Raw genomic sequence first — 26,530 nt, 5'->3', positions numbered from 1 at the left:
TGGCGAGAACATGACAACCAAGATCAACAGCTTCTCACCCCTCGATCCAGACTCTCCGGAACCGATTTACCGGCAAATCTACTGGCGGTTCCGAGGCGCGATCAGTGACGGCTTGCTCACACCGGGTGACCGGATACCTGCGGCTCGGGCACTGGCCAAAGAACTTGGCCTGGCCCGAGGCACCATCGATACCGCGTATTCACTCCTGACGGCGGAAGGCTACATCCTTCCTCGTGGCCAGGCCGGCACGGTGGTGGCGCCGGGTATCAACATCAGGCGACCCTCTGCCCGCGCGGAATCCACATTCAAGGGGGCTGCCAGCACCTCGATCAGGCATAAGGCGCCGGTCCTGCCCTTCCAGATGGCCCTGCCTGCGCTGGATGCCTTTCCACGGAAAATCTGGTCGCAAATCGGCGCACGGTGCGTTCGCGCCACTCGGATCCCGGACATGGCCAATCCGTCGGTACTGGGGCTGGATTCGTTGCGAACCGCGATTGCCACCTATCTGCAAGTCGCGCGGGGGATTACCTGCTCGCCTTCTCAAGTGTTCATCACGTCGGGATACCGCAACACACTGGCCCTGATCGCCCACGCGCTTCTCAAACCTGGAGACCGCGTGCTCGTTGAAGACCCGGGATACCTGCCCACCCGGCAGTTGCTGGCACACCTTCAGATAGAGGTTGCCCCCGTTCCGGTCGACCAGGACGGCATGCGGGTCGCGCAAGGAGTGAACAGTGCAATGAACGCGCGGGCGGCCGTCGTCACGCCGGCCCATCAGAGCCCTCTGTGCGTGTCGCTGTCGCTGCCGCGACGGCTGGAGCTGCTTGAATGGGCAACCCGGCAGCAGGCATGGATTGTCGAAGACGACTACGACGGCGAGTACCGCTACATCAGCCGCCCGCTGCCCGCGCTCAAGAGCCTGGATCGCGATGGCCGGGTGCTCTATGCCGGTACCTTCAGCAAGGTGCTGTTCCCCGGAATCCGGCTCGCGTACCTGATTGTGCCGCCCGCGCAGGTTGAGCGATTCGAACACGTCAGCCAGGTATTCCTCGGAGGCTGCCCGGAACTCACGCAAGCCATCGTCGCAACGTTTGTGACAGAGGGCCATTTTGCCCGCCATATCCAGCGCATGAGAAAACTCTACGGCGAACGCCGGGAGGCGACCGCGAGGGGGCTCAAGAAAGCGCTGGGCGAGCGCATCCGCATTGATGCCCAGCCGGGAGGCATGCACCTGATTCTCCGATTGACGCCACAACAGTCCGATCACGCGCTGGTCGAGCGCCTGCAACAAGCGGGCATTTACGCAGAGGCCCTGAGCGACTGGAGTATCGGGGCACAGACAGACTCCGCGCTGCTGCTCGGTTTTGCCAATATCGACTCGGAAGACACCGCCGAACAGCTTGGAAAACGCATTCTTGAGCTGATGTGAAGGGATAGCTCGGCCAACCTGACGAGGGTCATGGCTCAATCAAAAAGCCCATTCTTGGACCTTTTTCGCGAATCCAAAGAGACGGACCATGGCCGCTTTGCCAACCCTCAAGCGGAACCGTCCAATGCCCACGCCTTCCCCACTTCGAAGCATTGCTGTCTTTTCTGGCTCCAACTACGGCTTCAACCCCGAATACATGGCAGGTGCCCAGGCCTTGGGTCGGGAAATCGCAAAACGCGGAATACGCCTGGTCTATGGCGGCACCGACAAGGGCCTGATGGGCGTCATGGCCGATGCCGTACTCGCCGAGGGCGGTGAAGTCGTTGGCATCATCACGCGCCTGCTGTTCGACCTCGGGCATCTTCATGGCGGGCTCACCCGACATGAAGTCACGCAAGACATGCGCAGCCGAAAGACGCGCATGAGCGACTGCGCGGATGCCTTCATTGCATTGCCCGGTGGCCTGGGAACATTTGAAGAGCTGTTTGAAGTCGCGACCCTGACGCAACTGGGCGAACACCACAAAGGCGTCGCCTGCCTGAACATCAGCGGCTTTTTCAATCCGGTTCGCAGCCTTCTCGACCATGCCGTGAACGAAGGCTTCATGAAAACCGAACACAACCAGATGCTGATCTTCGATACCGACCCGTCGGCACTGATCGATGCGCTGGAGCAGTGGCAAGCCCCCACGGTCACGAAATGGATCGGTCCTGCGAGTTCTTGAGCCGCTGTTTATCGACTACCGATGCACCTGGTTACGCCCGTTGCGCTTGGCCTGGTAAAGCGCGTCATCCGCACGAGTCAACAGGCTTTCCAGATTCTCACTGGGTTGAGCGAGGGCAACACCGAAGGACGCCGTGATCGTATCGAGGACCTTGCCGTTGACACGCGCCTTGATCCGTAACGACTGGATCTTCAGGCGCAGCTGCTCAGCGAACGCCCCGGCAGTCGTGAGGTCGGGGCATTGTTCCAGAATGACGCAAAATTCCTCACCACCGTAGCGCGCCGCAATGGCATGGGGTGGCAGCGAACTGCGTAACACCTGGCCGACATGTTGCAGCACGCGGTCGCCTAACGGGTGGCCGTATTGGTCATTGAACAGTTTGAAGTGATCGATATCCAGCATGACCAGCGCCACGCCCTGGGAGGCATTGCTCAGTGCCTGCTCCAGCAAGCGAGTGAAGGCCGTCCGGTTGAGGAGCTCGGTCAGGCCATCGAGTGTCGCGGCCAATTGTGCACGTTCAAGCTTGCCGCGCAGGCTTTTGATCTCGTTTTGAGCGGAGTGCAGCTGGGTGAGGAAGCGTTCTTGCTGAGTCTGCATGAGCTGGGTGCTCTGTTGCAGTTCGCTCAAAATGTCCGGCAAGCGCTCGTTGACGGGCGCTTCGAGCATTTCCAGGCAACGTCCCAGACTGTTCTGAAAGTTGAGATTGCCTTCCACGCTGCGTGAAACGTCGCGCTGCATGTCATCGACCAGATTGATTGCCTGTTGCTGCCCGGCCCGGGCGTCCTCCAGCTCGTCACGAATGATGTAGTCGCGAAACAGTTTGGTGGCAGATTCAGGAGGAAAGCTCTCGAAGTCCTTGACCACCCTGTCCAGGTGACGATTGAGCTCTGGCTCCTGACCTTTGCTGTAGGTGTACCAGAGCGCGTAGTGCACGGGATTGGGCGGAATGTTGTGACGAACCATCAGGGGTACGGCTTGTTTGAGCAGCGCCGCGGCCTCGCGGGAATCTTCCGGGTACAGCGCTAGGACAGTCGCACGCGTCTCTGATTGGCTCATAACATCACTGTGGTTGTTAATGATTGGCAAATGCAAAACGCTGCGAGCATAACCATCCGCATGGAAAACGGCTATCCCGACGTGCACGGCAACGCAATTTGACGGGTTTGCCCATCCATTGCCGACGTCGATAGTCACCATCATTTCAATGAAGTTCTCTTAAAAATTCCGCGGCGTAACATCGCCTCCATACCCAACAACTACACCCCGGAGCACATCATCATGAAACGCCAAGTCCTTCTCAGCATCGCTTTCTCGGTTTTTGCAGTTAACGCTTTCGCCGCTACCTCTGCTCACCCGGTTGTCGCTGAGGGCGGCTCGGATCGTCTGATTGAAAGTCGTGTGGCTGAAGGTGGTTCCGATCGTCTGATCGAACGCCGTGTGGCTGAAGGTGGTTCCGATCGTCTGATCGAACGCCGTGTGGCTGAAGGTGGTTCGGATCGTTTGATCGAACGCCGTGTGGCCGAAGGTGGTTCCGATCGTTTGATCGAACGTCGCGTTGCATGAATGAATGCCTTTAAAGCAGCACCCAAAAAAGAGCCCGGCCTGAAAAGCCGGGCTTTTTCGTACACACGATAAATCAGTCTTCGCCCAAGGTGCAGCGCCAGCAGACGAAGTGATCGTCCATCCGCTGACAGGCTCGAGGACACACTCTATCCTGTGCCCCCTGATGCCAGGCATGACGCAACGGCACCTTCACCCATCGGAGACATCTGTGCCAGCCCTGACCGCCCGCGAGGTTTACCAGCTGTTGCGAGACGCTGCCCTGGGCATTTATCCATTGCGGCGCCTCGACGAACTGTCCGAACCCGACCGGGTTCAGGTCGAAGTCGAAGGCTGGCACCTGACCCTCGATTTCGACGGTAGCCACCTGCGCCATTGCCAACGTTGCCTGAGCCCGGACGGCCGCGAGGGCGTGTTCGACAGCTGGCAACGTTACGGCACCGACCCGGTCAGCCTGCTCAGCACCTGGGAGCTGGCGCAGATCGAGCGCCTGCTGACCGGACTCAAAAACGCGGTTTGACCGCCTTCCACTCCGGCTTGTAACGCTGCATCTGTTTCACGTCATCGCGCTGGCGAATGCCGCAGGTCAGGTATTGATCATGCAGCTTGCCCAGTTGATCGCGATCCAGCTCCAGGCCCAATCCCGGGGCGCGGGTGATCTTCACGCAGCCATCAACGATGGGCAGCTTGCCGCCCTTGATCACTTCTTCATCCGGTTCCTGCCAGGGGTAATGCGTGTCGCAGGCATAGTCGAGGTTGGGCACCGAGGCGGCGACATGGGCCATGGCCATCAGGCTGATGCCCAGGTGCGAGTTGGAATGCATGGACACGCCCAGGCCAAACGTCTGGCACATCTTGGCCAGTGCCTGAGTGTCACGCAGGCCACCCCAGTAATGGTGATCCGCGAGGACGATCTGCACGCTGTTCAACGCCACGCTACGACGGAACTCATCGAAATCGGTGACCACCATGTTGGTCGCCAATGGCAGGCCGGTACGCTTGTGCAGCTCGGCCATGCCATCGAGGCCAGGCGTCGGGTCTTCGTAATATTGCAGGTCGTCGCCCAGCAGCTCGGCCATGCGAATCGAGGTTTCCAGCGACCAGTTGCCGTTCGGGTCGATGCGCAACGGATAACCGGGGAAAGCCTTTTTCAGCGCCTTGATGCACGACACTTCGTGCTCCGGTGGCAGCGTGCCGGCCTTGAGCTTGATGCTCTTGAACCCGTAGGTTTCGATCATGCGCCGCGCCTGGGCGACGATCTGCTCTTCGTTCAGGGCTTCGCCCCAACTGTCCGGCTTGTAGGGCGAATCAACATGCTGGGCGTATTTGAAAAACAGATAGGCGCTGAACGGAATCTCGTCGCGGATCGCACCGCCCAGCAAGTCCACCAACGGCACGTTCAACGAGTGTGCCTGCAAATCCAGGAACGCCACTTCGAACGCCGAATACGCGTTGCTCACTGCTTTGCTGGCATGGGAGCCCGGTGCCAGTTCTGCACCGGCGATACTCACCGGTTTGTTCGCCGCCACGGTGGCTTGCACGATGCTGCGCAGCTGATTGAGGTTGAACGGGTCGAGGCCGATCAGTTGGTCTTGCAGTTGCTGCTGGATCAACAGCGCCGGGGCATCACCGTAACTTTCACCCAGGCCAATGTAGCCATTGTCGCTCTCGATCTCGATGATCGAGCGCAGCGCGAAGGGCTCGTGAATGCCACTGGCGTTGAGCAGCGGTGGATCACGGAAGGCAATGGGGGTGACGGTGACTCGTTTGATTTTCAAGAGGCAGCTCCCTTTGGATCAGATTTCAAAGCTGTGTTACGGATAGATTTTTGTGGCACAGAGTCATCGGCAGGTTTGCCGGTCAGCGCACGAAGTGCGTCACCACGGGGTGCTGTGCGAGCGAAGAAGATCACCACCGCCGCCACCAGCGACGTGGCCGCCAGACCGTACAGACCGCCCTCGATGGAGCCGGTGGTTTGCTCCAGGAAACCGAACGCGGTCGGGGCGACGAACCCGCCGAGGTTGCCGATGGAGTTGATCAGCGCGATCACCGCTGCGGCGATGCGGGCGTCCAGATAGCCTTGTGGAATCGGCCAGAACAACGCCGAGGCAGCCTTGAAACCAATGGCAGCAAAACAGATGGCGACGAAGGCGAAAATCGGCCCGCCAGTGGTGGACATGAACATGCCGAAAGAAGCGATGACCAATGTCACCGCCACCCAGGCCTGCTGGTATTTCCACTTGCTGGCCATGGCGGCAAAGCCATACATCGCGACGATGGAGATGATCCACGGAATCGAGTTGAACAGGCCGACCTGGAAGTCGCCGAGGTTGCCCATCTTCTTGATCATGCTCGGCAGCCAGAACGTGGCGCCGTAAATGGTCAGGGCAATGGAGAAGTAGATGAAGCAGAACAGCGCAATCTGCTTGTCGGCCAACAACTTGAACATTGACGGCTTGACCGTTTGCGAGGCTTCGCGAGCCTGCTGCTCCAACGCGATGGCGCCTACCAGCGCGCCTTTTTCTTCGACGCTCAGCCATTTCGCTTCGCGCGGATGGGACTGCAACCAGAACCACACAAAGCCGCACAGCACGATGGAAGCAAAACCTTCAATCAGGAACATCCACTGCCAGCCGTGCAGGCTGAACCCGCTGACGTGCAGCAGCGCGCCGGACACCGGACCGGAAATCACCGAGGCAATGGCCGAGCCGCTGAGGAAGATCGCCATGGCCTTGCCCCGTTCGGTCGACGGTAGCCACTGGGTGAAGTAGTAAATGATGCCGGGGAAGAAACCCGCTTCGGCCGCGCCGAGAATGAAGCGCAGCACATAGAAACTGGTTTCGCCGCGCACGAAGGCCATGGCCATGGCGGCCGCGCCCCAGGTGAACATGATGCGCGTCAACCAGGCGCGGGCACCGTAGCGTTGCAGCAGCATGTTGGAGGGGACTTCGAAGATCGCGTAACCGATGAAGAACAGCCCGGCACCCAAGCCATAGGCTGCGGCGCCAATACCGAGGTCGGTTTCCATGTGACTGCGCACGAAACCGATGTTGACCCGGTCGATGTAGTTGACGATGAACATCACCACGAACAACGGCAGCACATGGCGCTTCACTTTGGCCGCTGCGCGGGCAAGCACAGTCGGGTCCGGATTCTGGAGGGTATTCAAAGGGCAAACTCCCGATCATTGTTTTTTTAGGGACGGGGCGATCATGGACGCGGGCATTGATCCCGTCTAATCTAACTTGGCATTCGATTGATACCTGGATTAGATCAATGTTTGAACTGACGCAACTGCGCTGCTTCACCACCGTGGCGACCGAACTCAACTTCCGGCGTGCCGCCGAACGCCTGAACATGACGCAACCGCCCCTCAGCCGACAGATTCAACTGTTGGAGCATCACCTGGGCGTCGAGCTGTTCACCCGCACCACCCGCAGCGTCGCCCTGACCGCCGCCGGCCGCGCGTTCTTCATCGAAGCGCAGAACCTGCTGGAGCGTGCCCAACAAGCCGCCGTGACGGCCCGTCGATTCGCCGAAGGGGACATCGGCTCGGTCAATATCAGCTTCGTCGGCAGCGCGGTGTACGAGTTCCTGCCCAAGGTCATCGCCGAAGCGCGGCTCAAACAGCCGCACGTCAAAATCGACCTGTCGGAAATGAACACCTACCAGCAGCACGAAGCCCTGCGCGCTCGTCGTATCGATCTGGGGATTGTCCGCGCACCGCTGCTGGAGCCGGGCTATGCCACCGAGTGCCTGGTGCGCGAACCGTTTGTACTGGCCGTGCCCAGCAACCATCGATTGGCCAGCACACCAACCGTGTCGGTCAAAGACCTCGACGCGCAACCGTTCCTAATGTACTCCCACGCCGCCTACCCGCCCTTCAACGAACTGCTGACCGGCATGCTCCGCTCTGCCCGAGTGGCGCCGGAATATGTGCAATGGCTGGGCTCGTCACTGACGATTCTGGCGCTGGTCAACGCCGGAATGGGTTTGGCCCTGGTGCCGCGCTGCGCCACCAGTGTGGTGTTCAAGAACGTGGTGTTTCGCGATATTGATCTGGGCGAAGGTGTGCAGAGCGAGCTGCACTTGATCTGGCGCGAGAACAATGACAACCCGGCGTTTGCGATGTTGCTGGAGGGGATTCGCACGGCGGTGCGGGAGGGATGGGGGGGGTAGAGGGATTGAGCGGACTTTTATTGTTCAGGAGTGAGATAAGTGCACAGCCTAGGGCGAGATAAACCAGGGCGACTCCGGGACAGGCTGACACAACCACAAGGAGCGTCAGGCCGCACTTAACGCCTCATTTTACGAAGCCCCCCAAGGCTCAAGTACAGGTGTTATCAGGGGTATTCCTGCCTGGCATGCAAAACGCTCAAGATCTCGATTCGGTCCGTCACTTGATAAGTTGGGATGCACAACAATTTCCCGAGTATCGGGTACTCGACCAAATCGATAGAGGTAGGGATGCTCAGGAAGGGCTGATGTAGCGGCCTCTATGGCTTGGTACAGCTCACTAGCTGCTACAAGGTTACGGTCGCCAATATAATTTAGGATTTGCCAGAGTTCAGCCCGCGCTTCGGGCCGCCACTCAACCAGCATCGTGCTTGTTGCGCTTTGATTCGATGAGGGCTCGCATATCAGCCATCACCTGATCGTGCGGAATACTTGGGCGAGGATCATCCAGCGAAGCCTGTACCTTGGCACGGAACCAACGGTCATAGCTGGCGGCTTGCTCTTCGGTTTCGAACTCTGAAACGATAGGGGAAAGTCGGGCGCTCATCGTAGCCTCCGGGGTCAATGCGTACCAGTCTAATCGGTATATGGCTCGTTGTCGTCGCCGTCTGGATGAAGTACACCTCGCCAGGCGCCGGGTTGGCTACTCCACTCAGATCAGAATAGTAAACGCCATGCTTCCGACGGCCAACCCTAAAAAACCGTCAGAAAATTCCTCAATCCTTTTACGAATTTATTCGCTGCAGCACTCGTGTTTAAAGGCACTCAACGTTACTTCTAGAAAGCTACAACGCGTTGCGCCGTTGCCTACAGGTGCTCAAGCATCCGCCGGCTTGTGCGCCTTGGGCCTGGGTTCTATCGTTTCCCGGTCGCTGAAAATCAGTGATCGGGTTTGGTAGCCGGTAACTAGTCACAGAGCGCTACCGTTTGCAGGCCTTATTAGGCCTATGTTTTGTAGCCACCGCCCCCTGTGGCGAGGGAGCTTGCTCCCCCACACAGTCTCTGCATTTGTTACTTAACGGGTGTCGCATTCACGTGCTTCGAAACAGACGTCATTAGTTGAAACTTTGAAAATTAGCCGCGACAAATCGCCCGCGCCACTTTAGTCCTGGGCAGAAATAACCAACTCAATAAACTTTATTAAGCAACCTGTACAACCAGCACAGGCGAAGTGCGGCATCTATGGATTAACGACGGTCAAGTCGTGGCAATAACCAGCCAATGGCAAGACTGCCCAATACCAGCACACCGGACGCCAGGTAAATACCGGCGGACATATTCTGCGTCGCACTGGTGAGCCAACCAATCGCCGAGCCGGCGGTGAGTGAGCCGATCTGGCCAATACTACTGATCAGCGCGATGGTGCCCGCCGACGCAGTGCCCGCGAGAAAGCGCGTAGGAATGGTCCAGAAAATCGCCATGCAAGCGAGGTAACCGGCCGCCAGTACCGTCAGGCTGGCGATGGCCAGGGTGACGCTCGAATGCATCATCGCCAGGCCGATGGCACCGGCGGCGCAGAGTATCTCCAGACCGCTGAAATGCAGGACGCGCTCTTTGCGCAGGTCGGAATGACGACTGGCCAGGATCATGAACAGCGCCCCGCCCGCATAGGGAATCGCCGAGAGCAGACCGACATGCAGAAAGTTGGTGATGCCGGCATCGCGAATGATCGCCGGCGCCCAGAAGTTGAGAATGCTTCCGCCCCAGGTCAGGGAGAACCAGCCGAATGCGCAGACGTACACCCGCGGGTTTTTCAGTGCGGCGGTAAAACTGTGGTCAGCCTTGGTGGCATGGGGTGCGGGAGCCTCCAGTTCACAGATCAACAGTTCCCGCTCCTTGCTCGACAGCCACTTGGCTTCGCGGGGGTGATCAGGCAGATACCAGAACGCCCAGATGCCCATCAGGATGGGCGGCAACCCTTCGAGCAGGAACAGCCATTGCCAGCCACGCAGGTCGTGGAAGCCGTCGAAGTGCCCCAGAATCCAACCGGAAACCGGCCCGCCGACGATGCCGGACGCGGCAATACCCAGCACGAAGAACGACATGATCCTTGCGCGATGACGATCCGGGAACCAGGACGAGATGTAATAGACAATGCCAGGGAAAAAACCCGCCTCGGCAATACCCAGCGCCAGCCTGGCCACGTAGAAATGCGTCTCGGACTGCACGAACATCATCGACAGCGAGATGGTTCCCCACAGCACCATGATCCGGGAAATGGTTCTGCGCGCGCCGATCTTGCGCAGCAGCAGATTGCTTGGCACCTCAAACAGGATGTAGCCGACAAAGAAGATGCCCACGCCGAACCCGTACGCGGCCGCACTCATTCCCAGGTCGGCCTGGAACTGCAGGTGCGCGAAGCTGATGTTGACGCGGTCAATGTAGTTGAGCACGTAGCAGACAAATAGAAAGGGCATGAGGCGCAACGCCACGCGTTTGAACAAGGCATCGACGGCAGCCGGCGAACGCTCCGGGGTGTTGGGCTCGGCATCGGATAGCAACGTGCTACCCGCGATGAATTTGGCCTGATCTGTCATTTTTTTGTTATCTCCTGCCAGGATTTTTGGGTGTGGCAATGGCATCGCCAACGGGCGGTGACATCCCACGGGAATGAGGCATTCCAGGTGGAGATTTATGGTTGCGACTGCAACGGTATATAAATGACCACCTGCTTGGAAATTCAGAATTCAACTGCTCCTGATCGACGGCACCGATAAGGAGTTTTTTTATTCGATAGAGAACCCTCTCGCGGTTTTAAAAAATGCAGACACTGGACTGATCAACCAGGCGACAACCAGGGTCGCAACTGCCGCCGAAGTGTTTCGTATGAGCGAATGTTTTCGGCCTGTTTAAGCGTCAATTCAATATCGTCCCAACCGTTGAGCAACTTCTGGCGAACACTTGATTCGATATTGAAATTGAATGTGCCGAGCGAACTTCTGACCGTGCACTCATCCAGGTTCACAGCCACTTGAAACTCAGGTTGCGCTCTGGCCGCGCTGAACATTCGATCAATGATGTGTTTATCCAGCGTCAGCGTCAGGATCCCGTTCTTCAAACAGTTCGCCCGAAAAATCTCGGCAAAACTCTCGGCGATGATGGCTTTGAAGCCGTACTCGAGAAGCGCCCATGGCGCGTGTTCCCTGGATGAACCGCAACCGAAATTGGCCCGCGTCAACAGAACGGATGCGCCCTGATAGCGCGGCTGATTCAGCTCGAAATCCGGATTGAGTGGCCGTCTCGAACAGTCCATTCCCAGCTCACCGGCATCCAGATATCGCCACTCGTCAAAGGCGTGCTGGCCGAAGCCGCTGCGTTTTATCGACTTCATGAACTGTTTGGGCAGGATCGCGTCCGTGTCGACATTGTTGCGATCCAGCAAGGCAAGCAGGCCTTGCTCTCTGACAAACGGAGTCATGGCGAGACCTCCACGCCAGGCGTCAGGCGGCCGGTCAACGCAGCCGCAGCCGCCATGGCCGGGCTCAACAGATGACTGCGTCCGCCCATGCCCTGACGGCCTTCAAAATTGCGGTTGGAGGTTGAGGCGCAACGCTCGCCGGCCATCAAGCGGTCAGCATTCATGCCCAGGCACATCGAGCAGCCCGGCTCACGCCATTCGAACCCGGCGGCCAGAAAAACAGCGTCGAGCCCTTCCGCCTCCGCCTGCCTTTTTACGCTCCCCGACCCCGGCACGATCAAGGCCTGGACAATGCTGCCTGCCACTTTCCTGCCCTTGATGATGTGCGCGACAACACGCAAGTCTTCGATACGGGCATTGGTGCACGAGCCAATGAATACTTTATCGATCCTGATATCGCTCATGCGCGTACCGGGAACAAGATCCATGTAGCGCAGTGCGCGCTCCATGCCCTGACGCCTGATTGGATCCGCTTCACATTGCGGGTCGGGGACCAGGCCCTCGATGCTCACCACCATCTCCGGCGATGTCCCCCACGTCACCATTGGCCGCACATGGCTGGCGTCGATGCGCACGGTTCGGTCGAAAACGGCTGACTCATCGGAAAACAGGGTTCGCCAGTACTCGACAGCGGCCTGCCATTGCGGTCCCGGCGGGGAAAAGCGCCGGCCCTTCAGATAGTCGATCGTCACCTCATCGACCGCGACCAGCCCTGCTCGCGCGCCCGCTTCGATGGCCATGTTGCACAGGGTCATCCTGGCTTCCATCGACAGTTGCCGAACGGTGCTGCCCAGGAACTCGATCACGTGGCCGGTGGCGCCGGCCGTGCCGATTTCGGCAATGATCGCCAACGCCAAATCTTTTGCATAAACACCGTCGGGCAACTGGCCTTCGACGTGGATGGCCATGTTGCGCGACTTGTGCAGCAACAGCGTCTGAGTCGCCAACACGTGCTCGACGTCCGACGTGCCGATGCCGAACGCCAGTGCGGCAAAGGCACCATGAGTCGACGTGTGGGAGTCGCCACAGACAATGGTCATGCCCGGCTGGGTGGCGCCCAGCTCTGGCCCGACGACGTGAACGATCCCTTGGTCCGCCGCCCGGAACGGGAAGTAAGCCAGGGCACCGCTCTGCCGAATGTTGCTGTCGAGCGCTTCGACCTGCTGACGGGCGAGCGGGTCTTCAATCCCTCGCTCCCAGTGCTCGGTCGGCGTGTTGTGATCGGCCGTGGCAATGATGCTGGTCGGGTCCCACGCGGTGCGACCCACCGCCCGCAACCCTTCGAATGCTTGAGGGCTCGTCACTTCATTGATCAGATGCCTGTCGATATAGAGCAGGCATTCACCGGCGGTTTCCTGGTGCACGACATGGCTGTGCCAGAGTTTGTCGTAGAGGGTGGCGGGCATGGTCTTCAAGCCTTCTGGCAATCGCCAGCGGCGTACTGGCGTCGGATCTCGGCGTCGTACTCGCCCAGGACCGGCGGCGCGGTCACGTCGAGGGAACGTTGACCATCAAACGTCACCGGCGAACGGACCGTCCGCCACTGGCCGTGAACCGGATGCGGTGCACTGATTTCCAGCTGCAGATGCCGGGCTTGCGGGTCCTCCAACGCTTCGCTGGTGTCGTACATCGGCGCGTGAGGCACGTCCTCCAGTTCCAGGCGACGGCACCATTCGGCACGGGGGAACTGCTTGAATGCCTCCCCGAGCAGATCAATCAGCAGCTCCTGATTCTTGATGCGCATGTCCCGGTTGCAATAGAGCGGGTCCTGGAACAGGTCCGGGCGCTCAATGGCATTGGCCAGCCCCTGCCAGAACTTCTCCGGCGACGACATGTGCAACGCCACCCATTTGTGATCGGCACACTGCAACACGTAGGACTGGGAAACACTGGGACGACTGTAGGGCCCCATGACTTCGTCGGCCGCGAAGTAATGGGTGAAAGCATCCAGGTTGAAATGACACATCGACTCCAGCATCGACACTTCGACAGTGCGGCCGACGCCGGTCATGTTGCGTTCGTACAATGCGCCGAGGATGCCGTAGGCGGCATAAAAACCAGTCAGCGAATCTGCCATGGCCGGGCCGACCACTCGCGGGTTGGCCGGGTTTATCAGCAAGTTCAAAAAGCCGCTCGCGGCTTGTGCGACGGTGTCGTAGGCAGGACGTTTGGAGGCCGGCCCGTCCTGTCCAAAACCGCTGATCGCGCAGTAGATCAGCCGGGGGTTGATCTCGCGCAGGCGCTTTTCGCCCGCCCCCAGGCGTTCCGCTGCACCTGGCCGAAAGTTCTGAATGTACACGTCGGCATCGCGGATCATCTGGTCGAAAATCGCCAGGTCTTCTTCCAGTTTGGTGTTGAGCGTGACGCTGCGCTTGTTGCGGTTATACGTCTGGAAGTGAGGGCTGTAGAGCCCACCCTGGAAGGCGCGGAACGGGTCGCCGCTACCGGGCTGCTCGACCTTGATCACCTGCGCGCCCAGATCGGCGAGCAGCATGCCGGCGTTCGGGCCGGTGATGAACGTACCTTGCTCGATGACGCGAATGCCCGAGAGAACCTTGGTCATTGTTAAAACTCCTGGCGCGGCCCGACGGGACGCAAAAATCTTGAAAGGCGTGTGTCTCGCAGCGGGGTCACTACGGTTCAATCGTGGGTTTTGAACCCGGCTGGAACGTCGCCGGTGTACTGGTATTCGCGAGTCGCCTGGTAAGACAGGGCAAAACCGATCGGCGTGTTGATCTCTTCGTAGAGGTGAGCAACCAGACCGGCACTGCGCGCCAGGATAGGAACGCCGCGCAGCGCCTGGAGCGGGAAGCCTGCGCCCAGCAGCACCGACGGGATGGCGGCGGAGACGTTGAGTTTCAACTCCCGACCGACAATGTCCGGAATGACGCTTTCTATGGCCTCGGCAATGTTTACGTAGGTCAGGCCTGAACCGGCCTTTTCAGCCACGCTGAACAACGCCGCCACCCGTGGATCACGCTCTTTATGCAGCGGATGGCCGTAACCCGGCAGTGGACGTTTCGCCGACCGGTAGTCCCACACGACGGTCTGAGCGGCGGCCTTCATCGATTCGCCCTGATCGATACGCTGCTTGACCTGTTCCAGCAGCATACCCGCATCGGCGGACGCCCCCAGGATCACTGACCCACACCCCAGCAAGCCGGCAGCGACGGCGCCTTGCATGGCTTCCGGCGAAGCGGCCAGGGTCATGCGCGCGGCTTGCACGCTGGGCACCAGGCCGTGCTCGGTAATGGCAACCAGTGTCGCGTCCAGCACCGCCAGCGTGGCCGCACTCGGTTTCTGACCGGTGAGCAGCGTGAAGAAGTATTCGCTGAAGGAAAACTGGCCGATCACGTCGCGACAAAGGTCCATTCCACGGACGACGATGGTCTCTTCGTTGGAGGTGCAAATGGCACTGCGTGGAATCGTTTCTTTACCGATTTTCATGGGGTTGTCCTAAAAGCGGTTGAGCAAAAAAGCCCTTGAGCGAAGGCGAGAGTGGCTTGAGTGATTTCAGGTTAATGACTATCAACGTTGCGTAAAAATGATAAATTCCCATAAAAACCATCGATGCCATCACTGGTTAGGTCACCCATGGAACTCCGTCACCTGCGTTACTTTTCGGCCCTGGCTGAAACACTGAACTTCACTCGCGCTGCTGACCGGACACACGTCACGCAATCGACGCTGTCCCATCAGATCAAGCAAATGGAGGATGAGCTGGGGGTTCGGCTGTTTGATCGTGTCGGCAAACGCGTGGTGATCACCGAGGCTGGGGATACGCTGCTGGCACAAGTCGCACCGGCACTCCGGCAGATCGACATCGCGGTGAACTCACTCAGCACGCCAGCGGGTTCGATGGTGGGAAGCGTGCGCATCGGTGCGACTTACAGCTTCAACACACGCCTGGTGCCTCAGTGTGTGGCGAGCTTTCTATCGCGCAACCCCGGAATACGGGTGACTGCCGAAGAGCTGTCCCAGGCCAAAATTGTCGAAAGGCTTGAATCGGGGGATCTGGATCTCGGTATCGCCTACCGCCCCGAGGGTGAGCATGAACTTTGGTTCGAGCCGCTCTACAACGAGGAAATGGTGCTGGTGGTGAACAACGAACACCCGCTGGCCAAGCGTCGTTGTGTGCGCATGCTCGAGCTGCATAACGTGCGCATGACGCTGCTGCCCAAGACGTTCAGCACCCGCCAGCAGCTGGATGAATGTTTCCGTGCGGCAGGTGCGGAACCGCTGATCGTCGCGGAAATGAACACGATCATGCCGATGATCGAACTGATCCGGCAGACAGACCTGGCCGGGATCGTCGGGGAGAAATCCATCCAGTTGCCCGAGGGCCTGAGTGTCGTCGCGCTGGAAAACCCGACCCCGATCCGCACACCGGGGCTGCTGTGGAAACGGGGCGGCTCGGACGACCTGGCGATTAAACAGTTTGCCGCGATTGTGCGCCGGGCAACGGAGTCAGGTGCCGGGGGTGTCAAACCTCAGGCAAAATCCTGAGAGGCTGATCCGGCACCTGACCGTTCTTTCATGAGGGCCGGCGAACCGCCCTCACCTTCCCGCTGCCACCGCCGCCGCAGAAGAACCGATCACGGCCATCCGATTCAAGACCCGAAACGCCGACACCGGCCGGCATCCTGACGCTCTCAAGAACCTCCCCGGTTTTCGAATCGACCCGCCGCAGCTCGCTCTCGTCTCCTTCCCAGGTGCCATGCCAAAGTTGTCCTTCGACCCAGGTCACGCCGGTGACAAAGCGGTTGGACTCGATCGTGCGCAGCACCTCCCCGGTCTCGGGGTCGATCTGATGAATCTTCCGGCTCCGGTATTCGCCGACCCAGAGCGTGCCTTCGGCCCAGGTGAGTCCCGAATCGTTGCCGCCACCGGGTGCCGGGATGCTGTTGATCACCCGCCCCGTCCTCGGGTCGATTTTCTGAATACGCGCCTCGGCGATCTGGAACAGGTGTTCACCATCGAAGGCCGTGCCTGCATCGGCGGCGACGTCGATCGAGCGCAGGGTCTTGCCGCTCGCCGGGTCGAGGGCGTTGAGTTTTTCGCCACTGGCGAACCAGACGCGCTGACCGTCCCAGGTCACGCCGTGCACGTTGTCGACACCGGCAAAGGGGCCATACTCACGGAGGACTTCAGCGGTTGAACGTTTCATGTGGGCTTCCTCGTCAGGGGGTAGTGGCGTTCATCCTAGTCACTCGGCAGTGGCGCCGGGAGTAACAAGGTCGTCGCGAAACCCGGCACCGGCGGCGTCATCCAGCGACACGCACGCCCACGGCCGAACGACTGCACCTTGCCCGTAGCCGCCAGTGTATCGAGTGTCCGTTGCACGGTTCGCTGGCTGGCACCCAGGGCCAGCGCCAGGGCCGAACTCGACCACGACTCACCCTCCGCGAGGAAAGCGAATACCGCCGCATGCTTCTCGTCGACGGGTGGCGCCAGCACCACAACATCGGACGAAACCAATGCCACCAGCGCAAAGCCGTGTTGGGTTGCGATGATGCCGGCCAACGGTTTCAGTGCCGCGCGCAGCCGTCCTATTTCGACGCGCAACCGTGCGCGATGGGACTCATCAGACAGTTTCAATCGGAAGGCCCGGGCGATCAGCGTTTCCCTCGATACGTCGGCGGGCCAGACTTCGGCCAACATCCGTGCGAGGACGAACAACACCGGGCGCGTGGCCAGGGAAATCGACATACCGGCGCCTCGCACGCAGTACCGACACCCGTCCACGACCAACGACCTGGAGGCGAGCAACGCTTCAACCTCATCCAGCAACACTGGCCGCTCTTCGCCATGGGCAATCAGGCGCGCCGCGGGAGTGTCCAGGATGAGCGCCGCGTTTTCGACCTCGGCGGTCAGTGCCGGGATACCGGCCAGACCGGCAGCATGCTCGGCCCTCGTGAGTGCATCGCGTGCCGCTTGCGATTGCAGGCGTCGGATGGCGATACCTGCCACGACCAGTTCATGAGCAGCGCGCAATGCCGGTGGCAAGGGGGCGGGGTCGAGCTCGGCCAGCCTTTGTTCTGCCTCGTCGAGCTGTCCGATCAGCAACAATCGCCGAATCTGCAGATAGCGCGCATGAGCGGCGTTCACCCGATCCCCGTGAGCCTCCAGCGTCAACCGCGCCGACTCAAGCGCCTTCACCGGCCAGCCCAGATCCCGCGAGGCCAGTGCGATCTCGGCCTCGGCGACCACACACCGCGCCCGGGCCAATGCCTCTTTGGGGCCAAACGCCCGCGCCGCACGTTTCACCAGCGCCGTCGCCCGAACCAGATCGCCGAGCTGCGCCATCGCGATGCCCCGCAGCGCGAGCGCCGGTGCGTCGTCGCGCAAGGCGATCCGGTCCAGTGCGCCGAGCGGATCGCCGGCTGCGAGGGCTCGTGCCGCTGCGGTGATCAATGAGTCCATAGGAGTGGCGTCACGGTTGTTGCTCCTGCCGTTGGGTAACTCTGGGTAGTCTAGTCACGTGGCAGGATGAGGACTGGGCCGGGGTTTTCTGCGTTTGATAGGGCCCCATCGCGAGCAGGCTCGCTCCCACAGGTTTTGTGTAGCTCGCGCGATAGTGATCCAAAACACAAATCCCTGTGGGAGCGAGCCTGCTCGCGATGAGGCCCTATCAAACACCGCTTTACTCAATCCTCTGTGGTCTGGGGCAATTGATGCTCCCGACAAATCAAATCGATTTCCCTCGACTTCAGCGGTTCCTGGGTCAACCCACAAAAAGCCGCCCCTGCCACCTTCTGATGAAAACGGCAGGTTCGGCAAAGCCCGAAACCCGGCACGTCTTCCCCTTGCTGAATGTTCCTCAACAGCTCCAGCAGCAGCCCTTCCAGATCCTGTGCACGCGCGCCCATGCGCCGGGCGGCGGCGACCAGGAAATCCGGTGGTGTCACGGCATCCAGCAGCGTTCGGGCCGGTGCGGTCAACTCCAGGTGCACGCTGCGTTTGTCCTTGGCGTCCTGGGTTTTTATCAGCAGGCCTTTGCTTTCCAGGGCCTTGAGCGATTGCGACACCGTGCCCTTGGTCAGCCCCAGGTATTCAGTGACCGCCAACGGCGTATTGGAGTAGCGATTGCAGCGCCCCAGATACATCAGGGCACTCAACTGAATCGGCTGCAGATCCGTCAGCTTGGGGTGCTCGCGGAACCAGACGCGCGTCAGGCTCGACAGTCTTTCCAGCAGATCAAATAACACGGGTATTTCCTGATCAAGAGCGTTGATAAATAGTATCGAATAAAAACCATATTGACAAAGGCCGGCTTTACCGTAGGCTTTGTGGTATCGATTCGAAACAACAATTCAACGCATTTTGAGATGGAGGCATCCATGAAAACCGCACTGGCACTGACCATCAGCACCCTTCTCGCCTCACAGGCGTGGGCTCACGGCCCGGAAGGCATTCACAGCGAGAAAGGCAAAGCCGACGCCGCGTTCGACCTCGTGCAGACCCGCGTCTTCAAGGACGGCAGCAACCTGGTGTTTGAACAATTGGTCGACGGCAAGGCCGGCAGTCGAGTGCCTGCCCCCAAAGGGGCTTTCGCCGGTGCCGAGGTTTACAGCTATGTCTGGCCGACCAGCCTGGACAGCTCGGCGGTCGGGTTTGAAGCGAAATCGGGCATTCTCGCCCTGGCGCTGACGTCGCACCCGGACTTCGATGACACCCCGCAACTGGACGAAAACAAGGACGGCAAGAAGGACAACGACGGTGGCCTCTGGCATTCCCACTGGGTGGTCCTGACCAAGGACGAAAGCTGCGGGCCCGGTGGCCTGAAAGTGCGTGACATCCCTAAGGATGCGAAACCCAAGTTGCCAGCGACGTGGCCGGGCGCGCCCATCTACATCGACTCCCCCGGCTACGACCTGAGCGTCGCAAAAAACGCCGCGCAGATTCGTGTGCCACTGGCGGCCGTGGGTTTCCCCGAAAGCTTCAACTACGACGGCGTCACCGCTGCACTGAAGGTCAACGCCGACCTGCACAACCCGCTGCTGTGCGTCAGCAGCGTCTATGACATCGCCTCGGGTGACCTGTCCCTGCCCGGCACCTGGAAACTGAAGGAGAGCAAATGATGACCATCAAAATATTCGACACCCACGTGCGCACCAAAGACGGACGTTACCTGCATTTCGATGTGCTGATCGACAGCAACGACGCTGAACTGGCGAAGTCGTACGCACGCCGGTTCCTTGATGAACAGGGCGTTCAGGACGAAGATATTTCTCAGAATATTTGCCGGTTCTGCCACGTTGAACCGACGAACCCGGTGGTGGCCGAGGCGATCAGCAAGCAAGGTCACTACATCATCAAACTGCAAGGTTGCCAGGAGTAACGACATGAACGCGTATCAGCCTTTGAACTGCGATCTGCACGACTATCTGGAGATCGCCTGCCTGCGCGGATATCGACTGGATGTCGAGTTGATCGACGGTGAGCGCCTGGTCGCCAAAGCGCTGACGACGCGAACCGCTAGCACCAAGGAAGAATTCCTTGTCGTTGAAACGGCAAACGGCCAACAGGAGATCCGCCTGGATCAACTACTGGCCGTGACGCCGCTAGACGATAATGCGCAGTTTGGACGCGTCGTGCTTCAAGGTGCGGCCTGCTCTTTCTAGCCCTGTCAGTTGGGGTCGAGCATCACGTCCGCCGTGGCGGCCAGTTGCATCAGGCTTTTTTGCCATTGCTGGACATTGGCCGAAGGCAGGGCCATCGCGGCCGACTGGTCGAACGAGCGGCTGAAGTTGTGGCCGGTCGCGTCATGAAAACGCCCGAGAATCCCCTTGGTGGGCGAGAACAGTCCAGAGGCCATTTAAAACACCGCACGCTCAACGCATGCGCTGCCTTAAAAACGCCAGGGCATCCTTAAAGATCTGATGCCATTCTTCACTGGGCTCGCTCGCCAACGGATGCCAGAAGAACGCGAACAACTCCCGGACAGCCGCTGCGCCAGTCAACTCTCCCGGCTCAACACTGCCCTTGACCAGTTGCAGACCTGCCAACGGATGACGGAACGCCAAGATCTCCAGCTGCTCGATGTTGCGCAGCACTACCGGACAAGCCTTGTCTACGCGCATGGAATGTCCATCGGCTGGGCTTGGGTGAGTAACCTCATGTTTAAAAGCGCTACCCGACGACCGTCTGACGACAGCCGTTCCTCAATCCCAAACGGCACAAACCCGAGCTGCGGATACAACAGCAACCCCGCCGTGTTCTCGTTGAAGCACGAAAGCTGCACTTCACTGGCCCGGTGACGGTCAAACGCCAGCGCCACCATCGTCTCCACCAAAAACTTCGCCACTCCCTTTCCCCGGGCCCTGGGGGACACGATCACGTTGCCGATCGCGCAAACACCCTCACGCTCAACCTTATAAAAGTTCGCAAAACCAACAACGGAACCGTTCTCCTCAACCACCGTTGAGTCAGAACGCTGGGCAATCGATGCAAGCAGTTGGGCGTCCGTCAGCGGGTACTGCGCCTTCGGAAACATAAAAAACAGCTCTTGAGGGTTTTGAGGGAAGTTGCAGATCGCCAGAACATCTTCAGCCCTGACAGGGCGGTGGGTGAGTAGCATGATTTGGCTCCATCCAAATGTCGGTGTGACAGATTACTGATTGCAGGCCCCGGATAAAAGCGGTCGCATCCGGACGGCCTTCCGGTCTCGAAAACGAAAAAAGCCCCGCCCTCTGGAAAGGGACGGGGCTTTTTGGGTGGCTGCCGATCAACCGGCGTTCAGCAGCACCGCGTCGTGCAGGTCCGGTTGCCGTAGCGTGCTTCCTGACGTTCACGGAAAAACGCTGAATAGCTCATGACCGGCTGGTCTGGATGATTCAATGCCATTTGCGCGACGTAGTTGTCGTAATCCGGGACGCCCACCATCAAGCGCGCGCTCTGGCTGAGGAACTTGGCGGCATGCTGCAGTTTGCGGTACATGGCAGTGTCTCTCTGTGGTGTTGGACGGTCCCATGTAACCGCGCTCATGTATCTGCAATGTGTCAGCGCCCGGGCAATTTGTATTCCCAAGTATCCCCGGCAGAACTGCAGGAGCTGTGTAGGAGCTGTCGAGTGAAACGAGACTGCGATCTTTTGATCTTGCTCTTTAAACACAACATCAAAAGATCGCAGCCTCGTTTCACTCGTCAGCTCCTACAGGGCGAGCCTGCGGTAATCCGCCAGGACACTGCTCAGATAGGCATTGAACCGCCCCGCTGCGGCACCATCGATGACGCGATGATCCCAACTCAGGCTCAGTGGCAGAACGGTCCGCGCAACGACTTGCCCGCCGTCCAGCGCGAGTCTCTCAACACTTTTACCCACCCCCAGGATCGCCACCTCGGGCGCATTGATGATCGGCGTGAAATAAGTCCCGCCGATCCCGCCCAACGATGAGATGGAAAAGCACCCGCCGCTCATATCGGCACCGCTCAACTTGCCCGCACGGGCCTTGGCCGCCAGCTCCGACATTTCCCGGGCAATCGCCAGCACGCCTTTCTGGTCCACATCCTTGATCACCGGGACGACCAATCCCTCTGGCGTATCGGCGGCAAAACCGATATGGAAGTACCGTTTGAGTACCAGTTCATCGCCATTGAGACTGGCATTGAACTCCGGAAATTTTTGCAGCGCCGCCGCACAGGCTTTCATCAATAACGCCAGCAATGTCAGCTTTACCCCGCTGTCCGCTTTTTCCTTGTTCACCTGCACGCGGAACTGTTCGAGCAGCGTGATATCCGCGTCGTCGTGATTGGTGACGTGAGGGATCATCACCCAGTTGCGATGCAGATTGGCCCCGCTGATTTTCCTGATCCGGGAAAGTGCCTTGCGCTCCACCGGCCCGTACTTGGCGAAATCAACCACCGGCCAGGGCAGCAACCCGCCCAGCGGCTGAGCATTTGCGGCGGGCACCTGGGAGGTCAGCGCACGTTTTACATGGGCCAACACATCCTCTTTGGTGATGCGATTACGCAGCCCTGTGCCCTGAATGGCCGTGAGCGAAACACCCAGTTCCCGAGAGAACTTGCGCACCGAGGGCGATGCCAGCGGCGACTCCGTGGGTGAATCATTCGTGTCGGTGGGCGACGGCGCTGAAACGACCCGCTCGGGTTCGGCAAGTAGTGCAACGGGTTCGGCGATTGGCGCCGCAACAGGTTGCACAGGAACCGCCGATTGCGCGGGCTCCAACGGTTGCTGAACGCACTCGATAAAGGCAATCGGCGAACCTTCACTGACTTTGTCATCCAGCTTCACCGCCAACGATTGCAGGACGCCCGTTTGCGGCGACGGAATTTCCATGGACGCCTTGTCGGTCTCGACAATGATCAGGGTCTGCCCTTCGACCACCGCATCGCCCGCCCTGGCGAGGATTTCTATGACACCGACATCCTTGGCATCGCCGATGTCGGGCATACGAACTTCATGCACATTCTTCATAACCATTTCCTGAAAATTCGACTCTGCCGCGAATCCGGCTTCAAGCTTCCCAAGGGGCCGCGGTGTCAATGTCGATGGCGTACCGTGCAATCGCCTCGGCACAGACACTGGCGTCGAGGCGCCCTTCGTGAACCAGCGAGGTCAGCGCGCTCAAGACAATCTGATAGCGGTCCACTTCGAAAAACCTGCGCAGCTGGCTGCGGGTATCGCTGCGTCCAAAACCGTCGGTGCCGAGCACGGTGTAACGGGCCTTGAGGTAACTTGAGATCAACTGCGGCAAGGCACGGACGTAATCGGTGCAGGCAATGATCGGTGCCGAGTCGTTGAGCGACTCCTGCACATGGCTGCGCCGCGCAGGTTGTTCTGGATGAAGGCGATTCCAGCGCTCCACTTCACGGGCATCACGCGCCAGCTCGGTGAAGCTGGTGACGCTCCAGACCTCGCTGTCGATGTTCCAGTCGCTGGCCAGCAACTCGGCGGCGGCGATCACCTCACCGAGGATGGCGCCGGAGCCCAGCAACTGGACGCTGCCCCGTGCGTCTTCGACTTCATGCCGGGCGAACAGATACATGCCCTTGATAATCGCTTGCTCAACGCCTTCCGGAAGGTTGGGCTGCGGGTAGTTTTCGTTCATCAAGGTGACGTAATAAAACTCGTCGACCTGACGCTCCAGCATCTGGCGCATGCCGTGATCCAGAATCACCGCAAACTCACCGGCGAACGCCGGGTCGTAGGCGCGGCAGTTGGGCACCATCGAAGCCATCAAGTGACTATTGCCATCCTGGTGCTGCAAGCCTTCGCCGCCCAGCGTCGTGCGCCCGGCCGTGGCGCCGAGCAGGAACCCCCGCGCCCGCTGATCCGCCGCCGCCCAGATCAGGTCGCCGATGCGCTGGAAGCCGAACATCGAGTAGTAGATGTAGAACGGCAACATCGGCAGGCCATGCACCGAATAGCTGGTCGCGGCCGCTACCCAGGAACTGATGGCGCCGGCCTCGCTGATGCCCTCTTCGAGAATCTGGCCATCCAGTGCCTCTCGATAACTGAGGATCGAGCCGATGTCCTCTGGCTCGTAGCGCTGCCCCACGCTGGAGTAGATGCCGATCTGCTTGAACAAACTGGCCATGCCGAAGGTGCGCGCCTCATCCGCCACGATCGGCACGATGCGCGGCCCCAGTTGCTTGTCCCGGAGCAAACCGCTGAGCATCCGCACGAAGGCCATGGTGGTGGACATTTCCTTGCCTTCGGCGGCGATGGCAAACCCGGCGTAGCTGTTGACGTCAGGTACGGCCAATGACTCGGAAGTGACGGGCCGCGATGGCATATACCCGCCCAACGCACGGCGGCGCTCATGCAGGTAACGCATTTCGGCACTGTCGTCGGCGGGCTTGAAGAAGCTCAGCGAGGCGGCCTGTTCATCGGTCAACGGCAGGTTGAAACGGTTGCGGAACGCGATCAACGCTTCCCTGTCGAGCTTCTTCTGCTGGTGCACGGTCATCTTGCCCTGCCCGGCGTCACCCATGCCGAAGCCTTTCTTGGTTTGCGCCAGAATCACGGTGGGCTTTTTGCCCTCAAGCATCGCGCTTTGATACGCCGCAAAGATCTTCACCACATCGTGGCCACCGCGCTTGAGGCGATCGATCTGCTCATCGGTCAGGCCTTGGGCCAAATGCGCCAATGCTTCGTTCTGGCCAAAGAATTGATCACGGTTGAAGCGCCCGTCTTTTGCGGCAAACGTCTGGAACTGGCCATCGACGGTTGCGGACAAGGCCTGGACCAGCGCGCCGTCTTTATCCCGGGCAAACAGTCCATCCCAGTCGGAGCCCCAGACCAGCTTGATGACGTTCCAGCCAGCACCACCGAACAGCGCCTCAAGTTCGTCGATGATGCGACCATTGCCACGCACCGGACCGTCCAGGCGCTGGAGGTTGCAGTTGACCACCCACACCAGATTATCCAGCCCTTCTCGGGCCGCCAGTGTCAGGGCCGACATGCTTTCCGGTTCGTCCATTTCACCGTCGCCAAACACCCCCCAAACGGTGCGCCCGGCGGTGTTTTGCAGGCCGCGATGCTCCAGGTAACGCATGAAGCGCGCCTGGTAGATCGAACTGATCGGACCGATGCCCATGGAACCGGTCGGGAACTGCCAGAAGTCCGGCATCAGCCAGGGGTGCGGGTAGCTCGACAATCCCCGGGCGCCATTGGCACGCGCACCGATCTCTTGCCGATAGTGCTGCAGATCTTTTTCCTCAAGGCGTCCCTCAAGAAAGGCGCGCGCATAGACGCCTGGCGCCGAGTGCGGTTGGTAGAACACCAGGTCACCGCCGCTGGTTTCGGTGCGTGCCTTGAAGAAGTGGTTGAAGCCCACTTCAAACAAGTCGGCGGCGCTCGCATAACTGGCGATGTGACCGCCCAGTTCGCCATAGGCCTGATTGGCCCTGGCAACCATGGCCAAGGCATTCCAGCGCATGATCGAGGCCAGGCGTTCTTCCATGGCCAGATCACCCGGAAACACCGGTTGCTGCTCGACACTGATCGTATTGATGTAGGGCGTGCCGTGGTTGGGCCGCCAGCCCATATCGGAGGCGCTTGCCAGCGTGACCAGCATGTCCATGATTTGCTTGGCCTGCCCGGCTCCACCATGGGCAATGACGGATAGCAACGCATCGCGCCATTCAGCGATTTCCTGGGCGTCTTCCGTTGTCTGGCCCGGCAAGTGGGCGTGAAGATCGGACGGGTTCATGGGCATCTCCTGCAAAGGGCTGTTTCGATATCACCGCGAGGTGGCGGGGTAGCTCGGGCAAGGCTTTTAACGTGCTCCACCGCTTCAATGACCGAACGCTCGGTCGTGGCGTCCTCGGCGATCGGGTAAATACTGATTCTGCGCTTGGGCAAATGGCGTAAGTAGCGTTTATCCAGTTCGCCGACCACGACCAGACAGTAATCACACGTGGCTATGGGCGCTTCAAACACTCCGACGTTAATAGGCGCAGCATCAATCTGCATCAGTGCAATGTTTTCAAAACAACTGAAACTGTGGTGAATCAAATCGATATGTTCACTGTCGAGTCCTGCGGCGATCACAACGATGCGCGTGCAACTTGACGGCTCGCGCATCCACTTCCGGGCGGTGTTACGACGGTCGGCAGTTTGGCTCATAGGCGTTGCCTTTCTTATTGGAGTGGTTGATTCAGCAGGACAAGGACATTCACTAAATGACACCGCGCTCCTGCAGCACGCTTTTCGCCAGACGTCGGGTCACCGATAAAACTTCTTCAACCTGTCGATCCATCGCCGCGCTGGATGACGCGACTGTTCCCAGTTCGACGACGCGCAACGGGTGGCCGCAGACGGACCCCAGCCACGTCAGGCCAGGCACCGCGCCGACTTCGACATCCAGTAAAAAGCTGCCTTTGGAGACGGAGCACAGCAATTGGCTGGCATCACACCCATCGACCAGACTTGATTGCTCCGGATTGGAGCCGACCCGCAACCAGTCGAGCATCAACGCCCTGGATTGCGTGACGACCAGGTAAGCCACCTGGTCCCAGTCGTCGATCGCCACGTGCAGCTTGTCGATCATGTATTTGGGCAACGCGGCGCTGGTCACGATGACCACCCCGGCATCCGCCGAGGGTTCCTTGATCCAGACTGCGGATTGCGATGTCGCCTGCATGGCGGTACTCCCGGCGGTTTGAAGGGTTTGATCCTGATGTCATGGCCCCTGTGG

Annotated in this window: 28 protein-coding genes and 2 pseudogenes; 9 read left to right on the top strand and 21 right to left on the bottom strand. The window is 59.7% G+C overall.

Annotation, left to right across the window (positions count from 1 at the left end; genetic code table 11):
• The first annotated feature begins 10 nt into the window (after window positions 1-10).
• Window positions 11-1,429 (top strand): MocR-like pyridoxine biosynthesis transcription factor PdxR, encoded by a 1,419-nt coding sequence (gene pdxR, locus ACYZUD_RS04535; protein WP_462022809.1) that lies wholly within the window; start codon window positions 11-13, stop codon window positions 1,427-1,429.
• A gap of 124 nt (window positions 1,430-1,553) precedes the next feature.
• Window positions 1,554-2,153: an LOG family protein gene (locus ACYZUD_RS04530; protein ID WP_462022808.1), complete on the top strand. Its 600-nt coding sequence runs from the start codon at window positions 1,554-1,556 to the stop codon at window positions 2,151-2,153.
• Between the two features lie 15 nt (window positions 2,154-2,168).
• Here the strand turns inward: ACYZUD_RS04530 and ACYZUD_RS04525 are convergent, their stop codons facing one another.
• The gene (locus ACYZUD_RS04525) at window positions 2,169-3,209 is read right to left on the bottom strand and encodes a GGDEF domain-containing protein (RefSeq protein WP_462022806.1); all 1,041 of its coding nucleotides are present in this window, start codon (window positions 3,207-3,209) and stop codon (window positions 2,169-2,171) included.
• A gap of 222 nt (window positions 3,210-3,431) precedes the next feature.
• On the opposite strand from ACYZUD_RS04525, the pseudogene ACYZUD_RS04520 reads away from it, so the two are divergent.
• Together ACYZUD_RS04520 and ACYZUD_RS04515 are read left to right on the top strand one after the other, a co-directional pair.
• A pseudogene (locus tag ACYZUD_RS04520) lies at window positions 3,432-3,713 on the top strand (phage infection protein); the annotation flags it as partial.
• Window positions 3,714-3,924: 211 nt separating this feature from the next.
• On the top strand, window positions 3,925-4,233 hold the full coding sequence (locus ACYZUD_RS04515; protein ID WP_462022805.1) for a DUF7693 family protein: 309 nt from the start codon (window positions 3,925-3,927) through the stop codon (window positions 4,231-4,233).
• On the opposite strand, the gene ACYZUD_RS04510 is transcribed toward ACYZUD_RS04515, so the two are convergent.
• Window positions 4,217-5,491 carry a glucarate dehydratase family protein gene (locus ACYZUD_RS04510; RefSeq protein WP_462022804.1) on the bottom strand — a complete coding sequence of 425 codons (1,275 nt, stop codon included), beginning with the start codon at window positions 5,489-5,491 and terminating at the stop codon, window positions 4,217-4,219. The two genes, ACYZUD_RS04515 and ACYZUD_RS04510, sit on opposite strands and share 17 nt — an antisense overlap.
• The gene (locus ACYZUD_RS04505; RefSeq protein WP_462022803.1) at window positions 5,488-6,882 is read right to left on the bottom strand and encodes an MFS transporter; all 1,395 of its coding nucleotides are present in this window, start codon (window positions 6,880-6,882) and stop codon (window positions 5,488-5,490) included. The genes ACYZUD_RS04510 and ACYZUD_RS04505 overlap by 4 nt, the downstream gene beginning before the upstream one ends.
• Before the next feature lie 107 nt (window positions 6,883-6,989).
• Between ACYZUD_RS04505 and ACYZUD_RS04500 the strand changes: the two genes are divergently transcribed.
• The gene (locus tag ACYZUD_RS04500) at window positions 6,990-7,892 is read left to right on the top strand and encodes a LysR family transcriptional regulator (RefSeq protein WP_462022802.1); all 903 of its coding nucleotides are present in this window, start codon (window positions 6,990-6,992) and stop codon (window positions 7,890-7,892) included.
• A gap of 164 nt (window positions 7,893-8,056) precedes the next feature.
• Here the strand turns inward: ACYZUD_RS04500 and ACYZUD_RS04495 are convergent.
• The 7 genes and pseudogenes from ACYZUD_RS04495 to ACYZUD_RS04465 all read right to left on the bottom strand — a co-directional run bounded on the left by ACYZUD_RS04495 (window position 8,057) and on the right by ACYZUD_RS04465 (window position 14,814).
• Window positions 8,057-8,315: pseudogene (locus tag ACYZUD_RS04495) on the bottom strand (type II toxin-antitoxin system RelE/ParE family toxin).
• Window positions 8,305-8,496 (bottom strand): type II toxin-antitoxin system RelB family antitoxin, encoded by a 192-nt coding sequence (relB, locus tag ACYZUD_RS04490; RefSeq protein ID WP_462022801.1) that lies wholly within the window; start codon window positions 8,494-8,496, stop codon window positions 8,305-8,307. Before relB ends, ACYZUD_RS04495 begins: the two are co-directional and overlap by 11 nt.
• Before the next feature lie 640 nt (window positions 8,497-9,136).
• Window positions 9,137-10,486, bottom strand: coding sequence for an MFS transporter (locus tag ACYZUD_RS04485; protein WP_462022800.1), 1,350 nt, complete (start codon window positions 10,484-10,486; stop codon window positions 9,137-9,139).
• A gap of 242 nt (window positions 10,487-10,728) precedes the next feature.
• Entirely contained in the window at window positions 10,729-11,367 is a 639-nt protein-coding gene (gene leuD / locus ACYZUD_RS04480) for a 3-isopropylmalate dehydratase small subunit (protein WP_462022799.1), read from the bottom strand.
• A complete protein-coding gene (gene leuC / locus ACYZUD_RS04475) occupies window positions 11,364-12,773 on the bottom strand; it encodes a 3-isopropylmalate dehydratase large subunit (protein WP_462022798.1) in 1,410 nt (469 codons plus the stop codon). The genes leuD and leuC overlap by 4 nt, the downstream gene beginning before the upstream one ends.
• 5 nt (window positions 12,774-12,778) lie before the next feature.
• Window positions 12,779-13,930 (bottom strand): CaiB/BaiF CoA transferase family protein, encoded by a 1,152-nt coding sequence (locus ACYZUD_RS04470; protein ID WP_462022797.1) that lies wholly within the window; start codon window positions 13,928-13,930, stop codon window positions 12,779-12,781.
• 77 nt (window positions 13,931-14,007) lie between these two features.
• Window positions 14,008-14,814 (bottom strand): citryl-CoA lyase, encoded by an 807-nt coding sequence (locus ACYZUD_RS04465; protein WP_462022796.1) that lies wholly within the window; start codon window positions 14,812-14,814, stop codon window positions 14,008-14,010.
• Between the two features lie 147 nt (window positions 14,815-14,961).
• On the opposite strand from ACYZUD_RS04465, the gene ACYZUD_RS04460 reads away from it, so the two are divergent.
• A complete protein-coding gene (locus ACYZUD_RS04460) occupies window positions 14,962-15,873 on the top strand; it encodes a LysR substrate-binding domain-containing protein (protein ID WP_462022795.1) in 912 nt (303 codons plus the stop codon).
• A 28-nt stretch (window positions 15,874-15,901) separates the two neighbouring features.
• On the opposite strand, the gene ACYZUD_RS04455 is transcribed toward ACYZUD_RS04460, so the two are convergent.
• From ACYZUD_RS04455 to ACYZUD_RS04445, 3 genes are all read right to left on the bottom strand, one after another.
• Window positions 15,902-16,534, bottom strand: a complete 633-nt coding sequence (locus ACYZUD_RS04455) for a Vgb family protein (protein ID WP_462022794.1) — start codon at window positions 16,532-16,534, stop codon at window positions 15,902-15,904.
• Between the two features lie 35 nt (window positions 16,535-16,569).
• Window positions 16,570-17,790 carry a helix-turn-helix domain-containing protein gene (locus ACYZUD_RS04450; protein WP_462022793.1) on the bottom strand — a complete coding sequence of 407 codons (1,221 nt, stop codon included), beginning with the start codon at window positions 17,788-17,790 and terminating at the stop codon, window positions 16,570-16,572.
• 224 nt (window positions 17,791-18,014) lie between these two features.
• The gene (locus tag ACYZUD_RS04445; protein ID WP_462022792.1) at window positions 18,015-18,575 is read right to left on the bottom strand and encodes a MarR family winged helix-turn-helix transcriptional regulator; all 561 of its coding nucleotides are present in this window, start codon (window positions 18,573-18,575) and stop codon (window positions 18,015-18,017) included.
• A gap of 132 nt (window positions 18,576-18,707) precedes the next feature.
• Here ACYZUD_RS04445 and ACYZUD_RS04440 point away from each other — a divergent pair, with 132 nt between their 5' ends.
• From ACYZUD_RS04440 to ACYZUD_RS04430, 3 genes are read left to right on the top strand one after another with little or no spacing between them, the layout of a single operon-like run.
• Window positions 18,708-19,448 (top strand): hypothetical protein, encoded by a 741-nt coding sequence (locus ACYZUD_RS04440; protein ID WP_462022791.1) that lies wholly within the window; start codon window positions 18,708-18,710, stop codon window positions 19,446-19,448.
• The gene (locus ACYZUD_RS04435) at window positions 19,448-19,708 is read left to right on the top strand and encodes a DUF2024 family protein (RefSeq protein WP_462025182.1); all 261 of its coding nucleotides are present in this window, start codon (window positions 19,448-19,450) and stop codon (window positions 19,706-19,708) included. The genes ACYZUD_RS04440 and ACYZUD_RS04435 overlap by 1 nt, the downstream gene beginning before the upstream one ends.
• Before the next feature lie 4 nt (window positions 19,709-19,712).
• Window positions 19,713-19,991 carry a Rho-binding antiterminator gene (locus tag ACYZUD_RS04430; RefSeq protein WP_462022790.1) on the top strand — a complete coding sequence of 93 codons (279 nt, stop codon included), beginning with the start codon at window positions 19,713-19,715 and terminating at the stop codon, window positions 19,989-19,991.
• 5 nt (window positions 19,992-19,996) lie between these two features.
• Here the strand turns inward: ACYZUD_RS04430 and ACYZUD_RS04425 are convergent, their stop codons facing one another.
• The 8 genes from ACYZUD_RS04425 to ACYZUD_RS04390 form a co-directional block, all read right to left on the bottom strand.
• Window positions 19,997-20,185 carry a hypothetical protein gene (locus ACYZUD_RS04425; protein WP_462022789.1) on the bottom strand — a complete coding sequence of 63 codons (189 nt, stop codon included), beginning with the start codon at window positions 20,183-20,185 and terminating at the stop codon, window positions 19,997-19,999.
• Window positions 20,186-20,201: 16 nt separating this feature from the next.
• Window positions 20,202-20,450, bottom strand: a complete 249-nt coding sequence (locus ACYZUD_RS04420) for an NUDIX domain-containing protein (RefSeq protein WP_462022788.1) — start codon at window positions 20,448-20,450, stop codon at window positions 20,202-20,204.
• Window positions 20,441-20,947, bottom strand: coding sequence for a GNAT family N-acetyltransferase (locus ACYZUD_RS04415; RefSeq protein ID WP_462022787.1), 507 nt, complete (start codon window positions 20,945-20,947; stop codon window positions 20,441-20,443). The genes ACYZUD_RS04420 and ACYZUD_RS04415 overlap by 10 nt, the downstream gene beginning before the upstream one ends.
• A 158-nt stretch (window positions 20,948-21,105) precedes the next feature.
• Entirely contained in the window at window positions 21,106-21,306 is a 201-nt protein-coding gene (locus ACYZUD_RS04410; RefSeq protein ID WP_150643097.1) for a YbdD/YjiX family protein, read from the bottom strand.
• Between the two features lie 213 nt (window positions 21,307-21,519).
• The gene (locus ACYZUD_RS04405; RefSeq protein ID WP_462022786.1) at window positions 21,520-22,803 is read right to left on the bottom strand and encodes a dihydrolipoyllysine-residue acetyltransferase; all 1,284 of its coding nucleotides are present in this window, start codon (window positions 22,801-22,803) and stop codon (window positions 21,520-21,522) included.
• A gap of 40 nt (window positions 22,804-22,843) precedes the next feature.
• Entirely contained in the window at window positions 22,844-25,543 is a 2,700-nt protein-coding gene (mdeB, locus tag ACYZUD_RS04400; protein ID WP_462022785.1) for an alpha-ketoglutarate dehydrogenase, read from the bottom strand.
• Entirely contained in the window at window positions 25,540-25,959 is a 420-nt protein-coding gene (locus ACYZUD_RS04395) for a hypothetical protein (RefSeq protein ID WP_462022784.1), read from the bottom strand. Before ACYZUD_RS04395 ends, mdeB begins: the two co-directional genes overlap by 4 nt.
• A 52-nt stretch (window positions 25,960-26,011) precedes the next feature.
• The gene (locus tag ACYZUD_RS04390) at window positions 26,012-26,476 is read right to left on the bottom strand and encodes a transketolase (protein WP_462022783.1); all 465 of its coding nucleotides are present in this window, start codon (window positions 26,474-26,476) and stop codon (window positions 26,012-26,014) included.
• Window positions 26,477-26,530: the final 54 nt, after the last annotated feature.

The sequence above is a fragment of the Pseudomonas sp. XS1P51 genome, from assembly GCF_054897845.1.
The sequence above is the reverse complement of the archived record's forward strand: the minus strand, read 5'-3'. Positions and strand labels throughout refer to the sequence as shown.